Origin of the sequence: Streptomyces sp. SolWspMP-5a-2 (assembly GCF_900091845.1) — a bacterium.
In the GTDB taxonomy this organism is placed as follows: domain Bacteria; phylum Actinomycetota; class Actinomycetes; order Streptomycetales; family Streptomycetaceae; genus Streptomyces; species Streptomyces doudnae.
The window spans coordinates 1-13,197 of sequence record NZ_FMCI01000352.1 but is presented as its reverse complement, the minus strand read 5'-3'; the positions used below and the strand labels follow the sequence as shown (position 1 = coordinate 13,197).

General features: G+C 71.8%; 18 protein-coding genes and 1 pseudogene. 13 read left to right on the top strand and 6 right to left on the bottom strand.

The genetic code is table 11. The annotated features are described in order from the left end of the window. Positions 1-145 precede the first annotated feature (145 nt). The 3 genes from GA0115242_RS35015 to GA0115242_RS35005 all read right to left on the bottom strand — a co-directional run bounded on the left by GA0115242_RS35015 (position 146) and on the right by GA0115242_RS35005 (position 3,475). Positions 146-1,420, bottom strand: coding sequence for a S1C family serine protease (locus GA0115242_RS35015; protein WP_093835687.1), 1,275 nt, complete (start codon positions 1,418-1,420; stop codon positions 146-148). Positions 1,421-1,577: 157 nt separating this feature from the next. Then, positions 1,578-2,600: a LacI family DNA-binding transcriptional regulator gene (locus GA0115242_RS35010; RefSeq protein ID WP_093835686.1), complete on the bottom strand. Its 1,023-nt coding sequence runs from the start codon at positions 2,598-2,600 to the stop codon at positions 1,578-1,580. 95 nt (positions 2,601-2,695) lie between these two features. After that, positions 2,696-3,475: a response regulator transcription factor gene (locus tag GA0115242_RS35005; RefSeq protein ID WP_093835685.1), complete on the bottom strand. Its 780-nt coding sequence runs from the start codon at positions 3,473-3,475 to the stop codon at positions 2,696-2,698. A 172-nt stretch (positions 3,476-3,647) separates the two neighbouring features. Here GA0115242_RS35005 and GA0115242_RS35000 point away from each other — a divergent pair, with 172 nt between their 5' ends. From GA0115242_RS35000 to GA0115242_RS34970, 7 genes are all read left to right on the top strand, one after another. Continuing rightward, complete coding sequence (locus GA0115242_RS35000; RefSeq protein WP_093835684.1) at positions 3,648-4,484, top strand: alpha/beta hydrolase; 837 nt, start codon at positions 3,648-3,650, stop codon at positions 4,482-4,484. A 59-nt stretch (positions 4,485-4,543) separates the two neighbouring features. Next, positions 4,544-4,798, top strand: a complete 255-nt coding sequence (locus GA0115242_RS34995; RefSeq protein WP_093835683.1) for a MoaD/ThiS family protein — start codon at positions 4,544-4,546, stop codon at positions 4,796-4,798. A gap of 2 nt (positions 4,799-4,800) precedes the next feature. Next, positions 4,801-6,114, top strand: a complete 1,314-nt coding sequence (locus GA0115242_RS34990) for a hypothetical protein (protein ID WP_093835682.1) — start codon at positions 4,801-4,803, stop codon at positions 6,112-6,114. A 136-nt stretch (positions 6,115-6,250) separates the two neighbouring features. After that, the gene (locus tag GA0115242_RS34985) at positions 6,251-7,003 is read left to right on the top strand and encodes an LmeA family phospholipid-binding protein (protein ID WP_093835681.1); all 753 of its coding nucleotides are present in this window, start codon (positions 6,251-6,253) and stop codon (positions 7,001-7,003) included. A gap of 337 nt (positions 7,004-7,340) precedes the next feature. Continuing rightward, complete coding sequence (locus GA0115242_RS34980; RefSeq protein ID WP_093835680.1) at positions 7,341-8,180, top strand: sulfurtransferase; 840 nt, start codon at positions 7,341-7,343, stop codon at positions 8,178-8,180. A gap of 37 nt (positions 8,181-8,217) precedes the next feature. Continuing rightward, a complete protein-coding gene (locus GA0115242_RS34975) occupies positions 8,218-8,505 on the top strand; it encodes a DUF1416 domain-containing protein (RefSeq protein WP_004986406.1) in 288 nt (95 codons plus the stop codon). Positions 8,506-8,579: 74 nt separating this feature from the next. Further along, positions 8,580-8,870 carry a DUF3099 domain-containing protein gene (locus GA0115242_RS34970; protein ID WP_093835679.1) on the top strand — a complete coding sequence of 97 codons (291 nt, stop codon included), beginning with the start codon at positions 8,580-8,582 and terminating at the stop codon, positions 8,868-8,870. Positions 8,871-9,065: 195 nt separating this feature from the next. On the opposite strand, the gene GA0115242_RS42630 is transcribed toward GA0115242_RS34970, so the two are convergent. Both GA0115242_RS42630 and GA0115242_RS42625 read right to left on the bottom strand, forming a co-directional pair. Further along, entirely contained in the window at positions 9,066-9,242 is a 177-nt protein-coding gene (locus GA0115242_RS42630) for a hypothetical protein (RefSeq protein WP_311638772.1), read from the bottom strand. Next, positions 9,239-9,460, bottom strand: a complete 222-nt coding sequence (locus GA0115242_RS42625; protein ID WP_311638771.1) for a hypothetical protein — start codon at positions 9,458-9,460, stop codon at positions 9,239-9,241. The genes GA0115242_RS42630 and GA0115242_RS42625 overlap by 4 nt, the downstream gene beginning before the upstream one ends. Positions 9,461-9,646: 186 nt before the next feature. Between GA0115242_RS42625 and GA0115242_RS34960 the strand changes: the two genes are divergently transcribed. From GA0115242_RS34960 to GA0115242_RS34950, 4 genes and pseudogenes are all read left to right on the top strand, one after another. Further along, positions 9,647-10,474, top strand: coding sequence for a helix-turn-helix domain-containing protein (locus tag GA0115242_RS34960; RefSeq protein ID WP_093835678.1), 828 nt, complete (start codon positions 9,647-9,649; stop codon positions 10,472-10,474). Continuing rightward, a complete protein-coding gene (locus GA0115242_RS34955; RefSeq protein WP_093835677.1) occupies positions 10,471-10,677 on the top strand; it encodes a DUF397 domain-containing protein in 207 nt (68 codons plus the stop codon). Before GA0115242_RS34960 ends, GA0115242_RS34955 begins: the two co-directional genes overlap by 4 nt. After that, positions 10,625-10,747: pseudogene (locus GA0115242_RS42620) on the top strand (hypothetical protein); the annotation flags it as partial. The gene GA0115242_RS34955 and the pseudogene GA0115242_RS42620, both read left to right, overlap by 53 nt. 21 nt (positions 10,748-10,768) lie before the next feature. Then, positions 10,769-11,047 (top strand): DUF397 domain-containing protein, encoded by a 279-nt coding sequence (locus tag GA0115242_RS34950; RefSeq protein ID WP_370672342.1) that lies wholly within the window; start codon positions 10,769-10,771, stop codon positions 11,045-11,047. On the opposite strand, the gene GA0115242_RS34945 is transcribed toward GA0115242_RS34950, so the two are convergent. Then, on the bottom strand, positions 11,041-11,403 hold the full coding sequence (locus tag GA0115242_RS34945) for a DsrE family protein (protein WP_093835675.1): 363 nt from the start codon (positions 11,401-11,403) through the stop codon (positions 11,041-11,043). The two genes, GA0115242_RS34950 and GA0115242_RS34945, sit on opposite strands and share 7 nt — an antisense overlap. A 103-nt stretch (positions 11,404-11,506) precedes the next feature. Here GA0115242_RS34945 and GA0115242_RS34940 point away from each other — a divergent pair, with 103 nt between their 5' ends. Both GA0115242_RS34940 and GA0115242_RS34935 read left to right on the top strand, forming a co-directional pair. Next, on the top strand, positions 11,507-12,259 hold the full coding sequence (locus GA0115242_RS34940; protein WP_093835674.1) for a hypothetical protein: 753 nt from the start codon (positions 11,507-11,509) through the stop codon (positions 12,257-12,259). Further along, a complete protein-coding gene (locus GA0115242_RS34935) occupies positions 12,256-13,119 on the top strand; it encodes a hypothetical protein (RefSeq protein WP_256089828.1) in 864 nt (287 codons plus the stop codon). The genes GA0115242_RS34940 and GA0115242_RS34935 overlap by 4 nt, the downstream gene beginning before the upstream one ends. Positions 13,120-13,197 lie beyond the last annotated feature (78 nt).

Sequence of the window (13,197 nt, the reverse complement as noted above, 5' to 3'; positions counted from 1 at the left end):
GACCTCGGGGGCCCGCCGGACGGTGGGCGCGTGCAGCGCGTGCGCCACTTCGAGGGCCAGGGCGAGCGCGGCCGGGCCGGAGCCGGTGACCTGGTGGGATACCTGCTGGATCATGTCGTGCTCCCTGGTGCCGGTGGTGACGGGTTCAGCTGTCGGATCCGCCGGCCCGCAGCGAGGCCAGGTCGGACTTGACGGTGTTGACGGGGATGGCGAAGCCGAGGCCGACGCTCCCGGCGTCGGACGAGGACGAGGAGCTGGACGAACTGGCCGAGTACATCGCGGAGTTGATGCCGATGATGTTGCCGTTCATGTCGATCAGGGCGCCGCCGGAGTTGCCCGGGTTGAGCGAGGCGTCGGTCTGGATCGCCTTGTACGTGGTGGTGGAGGAGCCGGTGTCGCCGTTGAACTGGCGGCCGCCGAACTCGAACGGCCACTGTCCGCCGCCGCCCTGACCGCTCTGGCCCTGGCTCTGGCTCTCGTCGGTGGAGACGGTGACGTCCCGGTCGAGGGCGGAGACGATGCCGCTGGTGACGGTGCCGGTCAGGCCCTCGGGGGAGCCGATGGCCACGACGGTGTCGCCGACCTGGAGCCCGGCGGAGTCGCCGAGGGTGGCGGTCTTGAGGCCGGAGGCGTTCTCCAGCTTGATCAGAGCCAGGTCCTTCTTGCTGTCGGTGCCGACGACCTTGGCGGTGTAGCTCTTGCCGTCGCTGGTGCGCACCTTGATGGTGGAGGCGCCGGAGACGACGTGGTTGTTGGTGACGATCTCGCCGTCGCTGGTGATGATCACGCCGGACCCGGTGGACTCACCGGCGTTCGAGGTGGCGTTGATCTCGACGATGCTCGGGCTGACGGCGGCGGCGACGGCCGCGATGTCGCCCTTCTTGCTGGAGGGCACCACGCTGGTGCCGGTGGAACTGGTGGCGACGGTGTCGCTGCCGGTCAGCTCCTGGAAGGCGTAGGCGGTGCCGCCGCCGACGGCCGCGGCCACGATGGCGACGGCGGCCAGGAGGGCGAGGGGCCCCCGCGTCCGCCGGGGCCTGGCGGGCGGACCCGCGGGCGGCGCGAGCAGCGCGGTGTCGCCGCCGCCGTGCCCGCCGTCACCCTGCCCGCCCCACGCGCCTTGCCCGTTCTCGCTCTGCGCGCCCCACGCGGCCTGCGCGTTCTCGCCCTGCGCGCCCCACGCGCCCTGGCCCGGGTGGGTGCCCTGACCGGTGTACGCGGCCTGGCCGGGGTGTCCGCCCTGTCCGGGGGCCGCCGCCGGGTACGCGGTGTCGTACCCCGGGGTCTGCGCGGGCCGGTGGGCCGGCGGGGGCGGCCACTCGGGGTGCACGGGGGAGGAGGCGTGCTGCTGGCTGTGCTGCTGCTCGGCGCCCTGCTGGGAGCGCTCGTCCTCGCCGCTGCGGCGGAAGCTCTCGGTCATGGGAACGAGCTTGTCGCCCGACCATGAGAGGTTCCTGAGCGCCCGCTGAGAAGCCCGGCAGAACCTTGTTCGCCCGATGTAAAGGCCGCTCTCGCCGGTCGTGACCGGCTCTCAGAAAGCCTTCATCCGGCGCCGTCGGGGCGCCGGGGCGCGACCGTCAGCGGCAGCCGCAGGAGGAGCGCAGCACGAGCCGCGAGGGGAACGTCTTCAGGCGCTCGCGCCGCGACCCCGCGACCCGCAGCCCGTCGTCCAGGACCAGGTCGACGGCGGCGCGGGCCATCGCGGGCCGGTCGGAGGCGACGGTGGTCAGCGGCGGGTCGGCGAGCGCCGCTTCCTTGATGTCGTCGAACCCGGCCACCGCGAGCTGCCCCGGCACGTCGATGCGCAGTTCGCGGGCCGCGCGCAGCAGCCCGATCGCCTGGTCGTCGGTGGAGCAGAAGAACGCGGGCGGGCGGTCGGGCCCGGCCAGCACCTCGAGGGCGACCTTGTAGGCGTCGTAGCGGTTGTACGGCGCCTCGTAGAGCCGTCCCTCGGTGGGCAGCCCGGCCTCGTCCATCGCGCGCTTCCAGCCCTCGACGTGGTCGGAGACCGGGTCGCCGACGGCGGGGGTGTCGGCGGTGCCGCCCATGCAGGCCACGTACGGGTAGCCGTGCTCCAGGAGGTGGCGGACGGCGAGCTGCGCGCCGCCCAGGTCGTCGGTGACGACGGCGACGTCGTCGATGGCCTCGGGCCGCTCGTGCAGCAGCACCACCCGGGCGTCCCAGGCGTCGATCTCGGCGGCGGCCAGGTCGTTGAGGGCGTGGCTGACCAGGATCAGTCCGGAGACCCGCATCCCGAGGAAGGCCCGCAGATAGTGGACCTCGCGCTCGGCGATGTAGTCGGAGTTGCCGACCAGGACCATCTTGCCGCGCTCGGAGGCGGCCTGTTCGACGGCGTGCGCCATCTCCCCGAAGAAGGGCTGGCGGGCGTCCGGGACGATCAGCCCTATGAGGTCGGTGCGCCGGGAGGCCATGGCCTGCGCGACCCGGTCCGGCCGGTACCCCAGTTCCTTGATCGCGGCGAGGACACGCTCGCGCGTGGCCGGTGCGACCGGCCGGGGTCCGTTGTTGATGACATAGCTGACGACGGCAGTCGACGTCCCTGCCAGCCGCGCCACGTCATCCCTAGTCACCTTGGGCACGCGCGGAGTCTACGCGGAGAGACCCGCGCCGGGCAGGGCGTGAGAGACCTTCCTCACGGCCCGCCCGACCCGGGCGGTGCCCCGTCCGGCGGGCCTCACGCCTCGGCGTGTGCCTCGACGCTGTCCGGAGCGACCGTCTCGTCCCGGTCCGCCGTCTTTGGGTGGGTCGCCTTGGCCTTGGTCTCGCCGCCGGAGCGCTCGCCCTTCTCCGGGGTAACGAATCGATAACCCACGTTGCGGACGGTCCCGATCAGCGACTCGTGCTCCGGGCCGAGCTTGGCGCGCAGCCGCCGTACGTGCACGTCCACGGTCCGGGTGCCGCCGAAGTAGTCGTAGCCCCAGACCTCCTGGAGGAGCTGGGCGCGGGTGAAGACCCGGCCCGGGTGCTGGGCGAGGTACTTCAGGAGCTCGAACTCCTTGAAGGTCAGGTCCAGGACCCGGCCCTTGAGCTTGGCGCTGTACGTGGCCTCGTCGACCGACAGGTCGCCGTTGCGGATCTCCATCGGGGAGTCGTCGTTGACGATCTGCTGCCTGCCCATGGCGAGCCGCAGCCGGGCCTCGACCTCGGCGGGACCGGCGGTGTCGAGCAGGACGTCGTCGATGCCCCAGTCGGCGGTGACGGCGGCGAGGCCGCCCTCGGTGACGACGAGGACCAGGGGGCAGCCGGGGCCGGTGGAGCGCAGCAGCTGGCAGAGGCTGCGCACCTGGGGGAGGTCGCGGCGCCCGTCGATGAGGATGACGTCGGCACCCGGGGTGTCGACGAGGGCGGGTCCCTCCGCCGGTGCGACCCGCACGGAGTGCAGGAGCAGGCCGAGCGCGGGGAGCACCTCCGTGGACGGCTGGAGGGCGTTGGTCAGGAGCAGCAGAGAACTCATACGTCTGGTTCCTCCTCGGTCCCTGCGAGGACAGGTGCGGTACGGCAGTGGCTCTGCGATCCCGGGGGCTCCGTACACCTGCGGTTTCCCGCTTCGTATACAACGCTTCCGAAAGCACAAAAGGACCCGGGGGCTTCACTGCCCGAGTCCTCTGCCCAGCAGAATAGCCGACATGAGCACTGGCCCGGCAGGTCGTGTGGCGCGTTCCATGGTCCGTCCGAATCCCGAGACGGCCAGAGGCGCACGTTTGCGGACGTTTCTGCGCACCGACGACGGAGTGACGATCGATTCCGTATACGAACCCCCGCTGGTCGTATACGACGCCTCCCGGCCACCCTCCGGTGACCTGGTGTTCGTCGTCGCCCACGGCTTCACCGGCGATCTGGCGCGACCGCACGTTCGAAGGGTGGCGGAGGTCCTCGCCCGGTACGGCGCCGTCGTCACCTTCTCCTTTAGGGGCCACGGCGACTCCGGCGGGCGATCCACCGTCGGCGACCGCGAGGTCCTCGACCTGGCGGCCGCGGTCGCCTGGGCCAGGGAGCGGGGGCACGCGCGCGTGGTCACCGTCGGCTTCTCCATGGGCGGCTCGGTGGTGCTGCGGCACGCGGCGCTGCGCGGCGGGGCGGACGCGGTGGTCTCGGTCAGCTCTCCGGCCCGCTGGTACTACCGGGGCACCGCGCCGATGCGGCGGCTGCACTGGCTGGTGACCCGGCCCGAGGGCAGGCTGGTCGGCCGCTACGGGCTGCGCACCCGCATCCACCACCGCGACTGGGACCCGGTGCCGCTCTCCCCGACCGCGGCGGCGGCCCGGATCGCGCCCGCCCCGCTGCTGATCGTGCACGGCGACCGGGACGGCTACTTCCCCCTCGACCACCCCAGGATGCTGGCCTCCGCCGCCGGTGACCACGGCGAACTCTGGGTCGAGCCGGGCATGGGGCACGCCGAGCACGCGGCCGGTGACGGCCTGCTGGCCCGGATCGGGGACTGGGCGGTGCGGCGGGCGGGCTAGCCTGGGACGCGGGTACGTCCGTTGTACGTCCGTACGACACCCGATCGATCGAGGGACCGATGCCAGAGGTCACGGTGCGCTACTGGGCCGCCGCGAAGGCCGCGGCCGGGGTCGCCGAGGAGCCGTTCGACGCGGCCACCCTCGCCGACGCGCTGGCGGCGGTGCGCGCGCGACACCCCGGCGAACTCACCCGCGTACTGCGGCGATGCTCGTTCCTGATCGACGGTGACCCCGTGGGAACCCGCGGGCATGAGACGGTACCGCTGGCCGACGGCGGGACGGTCGAGGTCCTCCCGCCGTTCGCAGGAGGGTGAGGATGACCAACCAGCCGTACGACGGGCCGTACGAGGGCGCTTACGACCCGTACCAGCAGCAACAGCAACAGCAACAGCAGCAGCAACAGCAGCAGGCGTGGCAGGGGTACCAGGGGCAGCAGGGCCCCGGCGACCCGCACGCCGAGCCGCAGCAGGCCCAGCAGTGGCAGGGGCAGACCTGGGACACCCAGCTCCAGCCCCCGATCGCCGCGGTGGGCGACCCCGCGCTCGGCCACCAGCCCCCGCGGCAGTACGGGGTGACGGGGACACCGCTCCCGGCGGAGAACCAGAGCCAGGGCCACCCGCCCCACCAGGCGTACCAGCAGCCCCAGCAGGCGTACCAGGCGCCTGCGGCCCACCACGCCCAGCAGCAGTACCCCCAGCCGCAGTACCCCCAGCAGCCGCAGCAGGGTCAGCAGGCGTGGCCGGCGCCCGCGCCCGGCGGGGAGCCCGCGCCCGCGTTCGCCGCCGCGCCAGCCGCCGGGGCCGCCGCGCCCGCCGCCGCCCCGGCCGCTCCCGGCGCCGGGTACGGTCCCGCGACCCTCGCGGGCAACGCCCGGGTGACGGACGCGCAGCGGGCCCGCCTCGAAGGCCGGTCGCCGGTCATCGAACCCGGCATGCAGCCCGCCGCGCTCACCGCGCTGCTCGGACTGCTGCTCGCGGGGACGGCCGCCGTCGGCTCCTGGGCGCTGGTCGTGCCGCTGGTCGCCCTCCAGGGCCTCACCGCGGCCGGATGGTTCCGGCTCAACGGCATGTGGCCCGCCCGCCAGGGCATCGCCCTCGCCTTCCTCGGCGCGCTGGTCGCGGACGCGGCCCTGTTCGCGGCGGGCCGCTCCAACGCCCCCGCGGCGATCCTCGGCACCATCGGCGTCTGGGTCCTGCTCACCCTCGTCCTCCAGCTCCGCTCGCACGCCGACCCGGACGAGCGGATGTACGGCCTGATGGCCACCGTCACCTCGGCCGCGCTGGCGATCATGGCCGCCGGGTACCTGGGTGCCGAGCCGCACGCGGTGTCGGTCGGCGGCGCCGCGGTCGCGGTGGCGCTGCTGGCCCGCGCGCTGCCGCTGCCGACCCCGGCCTCCGTGATCGTCTCGCTGCTGGCGGCGGCGGGCGCGGGGATCGCCGTCGGGCAGCTGACAGACCTCGGCGCGAAGGGCGCGCTGCTCGGCGCGGGCGCGGCGGTCTGCGCGCTGATCGGGCACCGGGTGGCCAGCTACGACTACCCGTCGCGGTTCGTGCACTTCACCGCCGGTGTCGCGCTGCCGCTGACCGCCGCGGCACCGTGTGTGTACGTTCTGGGACGAGCCCTGGGATAAGGGGACCGGGCCGGTTGTCACAGCTGATCGACAAAGTTCCGGTCCTGCCCCGGCCCCGGGTTAGTCTCGCGCAGGACGGACATCCGGACGACGGGGAACCGAACCGTCGTCGACCGCCGAGGTGGGGGAACACCGCATGCGTGCCCTGCGCACACTTCTGATCGTCGTCGTGGTCCTGGGGGGCCTGTTCGTGCTCGCGGACCGGCTCGCGCTGCACTTCGCCGAGGGCGAGGTCGCCGACCGGCTCAAGAACAGCGAGAACCTGTCGGCCACGCCGGACGTGACGATCGCGGGCTTCCCGTTCCTCACCCAGGTCGCGACCGGGACGCTGGACGACGTCGCCATCGGGATCGACGAGTACGACGCGGCCACCGGCGCCTCCGCCGGTGACAGCGCGCCGTCGTCCATCCGGATCGAGGACCTGCGGGCGCGGATGAAGGACGTCGAGTTCTCCGGCGACTACAGCTCCGCGACGGCGGCCGACGCCACCGGCACCGCGCGCGTCACCTACGCCGAGCTGCTGAAGACGGCGAAGTCACAGCCGACCCAGGTCGCGCCGGGCGCCACCGCGCAGGTGGTCGGCCTCTCCGACGGCGGTGGCGGCAAGATCAAGGTCGCCCTGAAGGCGACGATCCTCGGGGTGCAGGTGCCCGGACCGCTGTACGTGATGAGCACGGTGGCCGTCGAGGGCGACCAGGTGAAGGTGCACGCCGACGCGCTGCCCAAGTTCGGCTCGATCGAGCTGGCCGAGCGGACCATCCGCTCCATCACCGACTTCCAGCAGCGGATCGACGGGCTGCCCGGCGGGATCCGCCTCGACAAGGTCGAGGCGGGCAGGAACGGCGTGGAGATCACCGTGAAGGGTTCGGACGTCAAGCTGGCCGGGTAGGTGGGTCCGGATCCGGGAGAACCGGTTTTCCGCACCCTTCTCACATGCCGGACAATCGTGTCTCAAAATACGACACGACGGTGGCATGTCCCGCTGTCCGTCCCTACGATCGGGACCATGAAGCGACAGGCGGATCTCACGAAGCGGCGGGCAGTCGACCTGTGCCGCGTCGCCGCCATGCTCTGTCGCCCTGTCTGAGCGGACGGCCTCTTTCCGCCTCCGCGTCTTTCCCCCGCCCTGCTCAGGGCATCGGTGCGCGCCGCCCCCGACCCGGGAGCCCCCCGCACCCACCCCGCACCCGCACGCCCCGCCGCAACTGCCCCGGAGGAGAAAGACCATGAGCCGCAGCGACGTCCTCGTAGACGCCGACTGGGTCCAGGAGCACCTGGACGACCCCAGCATCGCGATCGTGGAGGTGGACGAGGACACGTCCGCCTACGAGAAGAACCACATCAGGAACGCGATCCGGATCGACTGGACCAAGGACCTCCAGGACCCGGTCCGCCGCGACTTCGTGGACCAGGAGGGCTTCGAGAAGCTCCTGTCCGCCAAGGGCATCGCCAACGACACCCTGGTGATCCTCTACGGCGGCAACAACAACTGGTTCGCGTCCTACGCCTACTGGTACTTCAAGCTCTACGGCCACGACAACGTCAAGCTCCTCGACGGCGGCCGCAAGAAGTGGGAGCTGGACGCCCGCGAGCTGGTCGAGGAGGTCCCCGAGCGGGCCGCGACCGCGTACACGGCCAAGCCGCAGAACACCGCGATCCGCGCCTTCCGCGACGACGTCGTCGCCGCGATCGGCACCCAGAACCTGGTCGACGTGCGCTCGCCCGACGAGTTCTCCGGCAAGCTGCTCGCCCCCGCGCACCTTCCGCAGGAGCAGTCGCAGCGCCCGGGACACGTCCCCTCGGCCCGCAACATCCCGTGGTCGAAGAACGCCAACGACGACGGCACCTTCAAGTCGGACGACGAGCTGAAGGAGCTGTACGTCGACGAGCAGGTCGACCTGGCCAAGGACACCATCGCGTACTGCCGCATCGGTGAGCGCTCCGCCCTGACCTGGTTCGTGCTGCACGAGCTGCTCGGCGTGCAGAACGTCAAGAACTACGACGGCTCCTGGACCGAGTACGGCTCCCTCGTCGGCGTCCCGATCGAGCTCGGCGCCGCCAAGTAACCCCCAGCTCATCCGCTGCGACCTGAAGGACGAAGACATGTGTGGAGCGAAGGCCGGCGGCCCGGACGCCTCGACGATCAAGCCCGGTGAGACCACCATCCAGGGTCAGGTGACGCGGGACGGCGAGCCGGTGACGGGGTACGTCCGTCTGCTGGACTCGACGGGCGAGTTCACCGCGGAGGTGCCCACCTCCGCGACGGGGCAGTTCCGCTTCTACGCGGCCGAGGGCACCTGGACCGTCCGCGCCCTCGTTCCCGGCGGCACGGCCGACCGCACGGTCGTCGCCCAGCAGGGCGGCCTCGCGGAGGTCGCGATCGCGGTCTGAGCGACGGCGCGCACGGCGGCACGGAGGGGCCGTCCCCGGGTCACGCACCCGGCGGGCGGCCCCTCCGCCGTGTCATCCCCACGGCCCCGGCCTACCCTGGAGACATGTACGCACGCCGACGGCGCGTCTACTTCGTGATGATGGCGATCTGCATCGGGCTGTTCGTCCTGGCCTGGGGCGTCGTCCGGATCTGGTCCGTCCCCGCCGCCGTCGGGATGTGCGTCGTCGCCATGGTGATCCCGCCGTTCGCCGCGATGGTCGCGAACCGCAGGGGGCCGGAGGACCGCTGGTGGGACGACCCGTCCGGCGACCCCAAGTCCGACGAGTGGTGGGACGAGCTGGACGGCAAGAAACGCCGCCGCTAGGGCGTGTCTGACCATGCGCGGCAGACGGGCATGGTCAGACACGCCCTAGTGCCGTGACAGGTGCGCGGCCCGACGCGCGGCGGGACCCGGCTCACCGGTGGCGGACGGCCGTCAGCACGAGGGTCGCCACCAGGCCGCCGACGCTGATGAGGGTGAGCACCCCGCTCCAGAAGGCGTCGTCCCGCCGCCCGCGTCTCACCGGTCGTGCGCCTCCCTCCGGTGCTTGCGCAGCAGGACGTTCGCGTCGGTCTCCGCGCTCCGGTCGTAGTCGGCCCGTGCGCGTTCCCGGCGCAGGTCGAGCTCGCCGCAGGTCGGACAGTTGCGGAACGGCAGCGGCGGCCGGTCGGGGTCGTCGGGCCCCGGCGCGCTCACACCTGCCGCCCGGTGCGCGCGTTCGCGGCCTTCACGCCGCTGCGCAGCCGTTCGTCCAGGGTGGGCGGGCGCAGCGTCGCCGGGTCGGCCTCCCACTCGACGCCGCCGCCGACCGGCCGCAGCATCGCGTGCCGCCCGAGGGTGTCCTGATACTCGCCGACCCTCTGGGTGGCCGGGTCGTAGAGCAGCGTGCCGGGCTCGAAGGGCTCTGTCGTCATGCCTCAGCTCCGTCCGTACAACACGTGAACGTGCCCACGCAGTGCGATCACAGCATTACTGTGGGTGTTCTTGGGTGGGAACGAGCATGGCCCATGCGCACCCGAGAAACGCCGTTGACGTGCGCTTCTTCCGGTTCCGGGCCCGCAAGTTCCACAAGTTCCACGCTTCGGGGAGGGTGTGCCGAGATGCCGCCGAGAAGAGTGATCACAGGCCGGAGCCAGGAGCCCAGGCGCCGGTACGCGGAGGAGTTACGGCTCCTGCGGGCGGAACGCGAGCTGAGCCTGCGGCAACTGGCGGAGACGGTCGGCTGGGACCCGAGCCTCTTCGGAAAACTGGAGAGCGGGGCGACCCTGGGCGGCCCGGAGGTGGCCCAGGCGCTGGACGCGTTCTACGGCACACCGGGCCTGCTACTGGCAATGTGGGAGGTCGCGGTGGCGGACCCTATGCAGTTCAAGGAGCGGTTTCGGCGGTACATGGCGCTTGAGGCCGAGGCGATCAGTCTGTGGCACTACGGGGGCAGCACCATTCACGGGCTGCTGCAAACGCCCCAGTACGCGAGGGAGTTGCTTGGGGCGGGCGGCCTTGAGAAGGGTGAACTCGATCAGCAGGTCGAGGCACGGATGGGGCGGAGAGAGGTGCTGGAGAGGGATGACGCATCACCGTTCCGGGTCATTCTGTCCGAGGCTGTGCTGTGTAACTCGCTGCGCTGTGACCGAGATTGGCGGGAGCAGGTGCGATACCTGCTGGAGGTTGCGGAGCGTTCGAACGTCACCCTGTACGTGGTGCCGTACGGCACCGGGCTGCACGGCTTGATGGACACCCCCGTGACCTTTCTTCGGTTGCCGGACGGTCGTACGGTGGCCTACGCGGAGAACGTCCTGCGTGGCGAACTGATCGAGGAAACAAGCAGGGTTGAGGATTTGCAGCGCAGATACGATGCAATTCGCGACCTGGCGTTGGGTCCTGCCGAGTCGCGGATGTTCATGTTGCGGATCCTGGAGGAAGTGCCGTGAGAACCCTGAACTTGACCCGCGTGACGTGGCGCAAGAGCAGCTACAGCAACTCAGAAGGCGGCGCGTGCCTCGAAGTCGTTGACAGCCTCCCTGTCGTCCCCGTGCGTGACAGCAAGGACGTCGGTCGCGCTCCTCTCGTCTTCGGGGTGGGTGCCTGGTCGGTGTTCGCGGGTGCGGTCAAGCGAGGCGACCTCTTCGAGTAGCGGAGGAGATCCTGTGCGAGTCGTCGATCTGAGCAACGTGACCTGGCGCAAAAGCAGTTACAGCAACGCGACGGGTGGCGAGTGCGTCGAGATGTCCGTCGACCTCCTGAGCGCCGCCGCCTGGCGAAAGAGCAGTTACAGCAACTCGGACGGCGGCGCGTGCCTTGAGGTCGCCGTCGACCTCCTGAGCGCCGCCGCCTGGCGAAAGAGCAGCTACAGCAACCAGGACGGCGGCGCGTGCCTCGAAGTCGCCGATGATCTCGCCGTCGTCCCCGTCCGTGACAGCAAGGATTCCGCGCGAGGCCCGCTCGTGTTCGGGGTAAGTGCCTGGCGGGAGTTCGTCGGGGGCTTGCGCGGGGCCGGTCAGTAGACCAGCGCCTGCGTCCCGTCCGACACCGCCTCCTGGACGAAGACCTGCGCCCCCGCGATGCGGACGCCCTCGATGACGTCCTTCTCCGTGATGTCCCGGCGGGCCGCGCACTGGGTGCACAGGGTGACGCGGCCCCCGGCGACGATCGACCCCAGCAGGTCCTGCAACGGCGCCGCGTGCGGCAGTTCGAACTCCGCCGCGCGCCCCGGCAGCGCGAACCACGCCGACTCCCCCGTCAGCCACAGCGACACGTCCACGCCGCTCGCCACCGCGACCGCGGCGACCGTGAACGCCTGCGAGCAGCGTTCCGGGGAGTCCGCGCCTGCCGTCACCTTGATCACTAGCTTCTTCGCCATGACCGAATCGTAATCTTCCCCGCTGCAACGGACGGCGCGACCAGTGAGTCTGCTGTGAAGCGTGCATACCGCACGTACACATCGTGTTCCATGGGGGAACGTCTTGGCGACACCAGAAGAACCGTCCGCGTCGGCGGAGCCCGGGGAGAGACCCGGGCACCGGCGCGGCCGTACCGCCTCGCTCATCGCCTGCGCCGCCGTCCTCGGCGTCGTCGCGGGCACCTGCGTCGGCTACCTCGTGCAGGCCGACCGCGCACCGACCCCGCTGCCCTCCCTGGCCCAGCCGGTGCTCACCCGGGCGAAGGGGCCGGGGCCCGAACCGCTGTCGGCCGCGCGGGACCGGCAGGTGAGGACCGACGGCGACCTGCGCAAGCTGCTGCTGGAGAAGCCCGCCGGGGCCCGGACGTCCGACGTGGTCGGTGTCGACGGCTGGATGGACCTCGCCGAGTACTCCTCGATCTTCGCCGATCCCTTCTCGTCCTTCCGCGAGCAGATGTCGGGAGGGTTCCGCCGGGCCGCCGTCACCAGATGGGTGCAGGGGAACCGGCAGACGGAGATCGTGCTGGTCCAGTACCGGCAGGACGACGTCCTCGCGCGCGGCGGCTTCGAGGAGAGCGACATGTACTGGGACGACGACGGGCTCACCCCGAAGGGCTGGCGGGTCCCCGGTACCGGCAGCGGCATGGCGTACGCGTACCCCGAGCCGTACCGGGAGCCCGGGTACGAGCCCATGTACACCGCGACGGCCGACGCGCACCGCGGTGACATCGTCATGGAGATCTACGTCAGCGACACCGAGCGGGTCCCCAAGGCGACGATCATGGATCTCGCCGAGCGGCAGATGGAGCGGCTGTGAGCGAGCACCCCGGGACCGAGCAGCCCGGAGCCGGGAACCCCGACGCCGAACCCGCCTCCGGCGCGCACCCCTTGAGCGGGTCAGGCGACGACCGTCCCGCCCCGCTCGCCCCGCCGCGTCGCCGGCGCCGGGTCGCCCGTGCCGTCGGGGGCGCCGTGCTCGCCTGTGCCGTCCTCGCCGGGGTCGGCGCCACCGTCGTCACCGTGCGCAACGCCGACCGCGACCCGGGCAAGCCGTCCTTCGCCTTCCCGGACAGCAGGCCCGCCGAGGCGAAGGCCCCGGCGCCGAAGGGGCTCGCCGCGCTGCTCGTGCCCTACGGCACCGGCGACTGGAGCCGCGGCCCCGACTACCAGTCGTTCGGCTCCGACGTCGAACTCGGCGGCGCCCGCGCGCAGGCCCTGCGCAAGGAGGAACTGGGCGTGCTGCCCCGCACCGCGCGGCGGGAGCTGGAGAAGGAGTACGACAAGCACCCGGTCAAGGGCATGGCCCTGCGCAGCTACCTCAGCGGCGAGCTGGCCGCCCTCAGCGACAGCGAGGGCGTCTACACCGCGACCGTCATCCTGACCCGGATGGACGGCCGGGCGCAGGCGGAGGACCAGGCGGCCTCCCGGCTGCGCGTCATGGACTCCCTCGACGTCTTCCGCCCCGGGCCCGCGGTCAAGGGGCACAAGGACGCCAGGTGCTACCTCCAGCCCAAGGCGGTGAGCGACGTCGTCGACCGGATGGTCTGCGCCGCCGCCCGGGGCGACCTCTCCGTGCTGGCCGAGATGGAAGGCATCCGGCCCCTGGACACGAGGAGCGCCGCGACGCTCTTCGCCGCCCAGCTCGACCGCATCGCGGAGCCCGGGGAGGCGGTATGACCGAGACAGGGACCGGAACGCAGGCCGAGGCACCGGTCGAGGCATCGGCCGAGGCGCAGACCGGGACACCGGCCGGGG

Coding starts and splice junctions, on each gene's coding strand:
- GA0115242_RS35015 (WP_093835687.1), bottom strand. CDS start 1,420: ATGACCGAGAGCTTCCGCCGCAGCGGCGAGGACGAGCGCTCCCAGCAG.
- GA0115242_RS35005 (WP_093835685.1), bottom strand. CDS start 3,475: ATGAGTTCTCTGCTGCTCCTGACCAACGCCCTCCAGCCGTCCACGGAG.
- GA0115242_RS35000 (WP_093835684.1), top strand. CDS start 3,648: ATGAGCACTGGCCCGGCAGGTCGTGTGGCGCGTTCCATGGTCCGTCCG.
- GA0115242_RS34995 (WP_093835683.1), top strand. CDS start 4,544: ATGCCAGAGGTCACGGTGCGCTACTGGGCCGCCGCGAAGGCCGCGGCC.
- GA0115242_RS34990 (WP_093835682.1), top strand. CDS start 4,801: ATGACCAACCAGCCGTACGACGGGCCGTACGAGGGCGCTTACGACCCG.
- GA0115242_RS34985 (WP_093835681.1), top strand. CDS start 6,251: ATGCGTGCCCTGCGCACACTTCTGATCGTCGTCGTGGTCCTGGGGGGC.
- GA0115242_RS34980 (WP_093835680.1), top strand. CDS start 7,341: ATGAGCCGCAGCGACGTCCTCGTAGACGCCGACTGGGTCCAGGAGCAC.
- GA0115242_RS34975 (WP_004986406.1), top strand. CDS start 8,218: ATGTGTGGAGCGAAGGCCGGCGGCCCGGACGCCTCGACGATCAAGCCC.
- GA0115242_RS42625 (WP_311638771.1), bottom strand. CDS start 9,460: ATGACGACAGAGCCCTTCGAGCCCGGCACGCTGCTCTACGACCCGGCC.
- GA0115242_RS34960 (WP_093835678.1), top strand. CDS start 9,647: ATGCCGCCGAGAAGAGTGATCACAGGCCGGAGCCAGGAGCCCAGGCGC.
- GA0115242_RS34950 (WP_370672342.1), top strand. CDS start 10,769: ATGTCCGTCGACCTCCTGAGCGCCGCCGCCTGGCGAAAGAGCAGTTAC.
- GA0115242_RS34945 (WP_093835675.1), bottom strand. CDS start 11,403: ATGGCGAAGAAGCTAGTGATCAAGGTGACGGCAGGCGCGGACTCCCCG.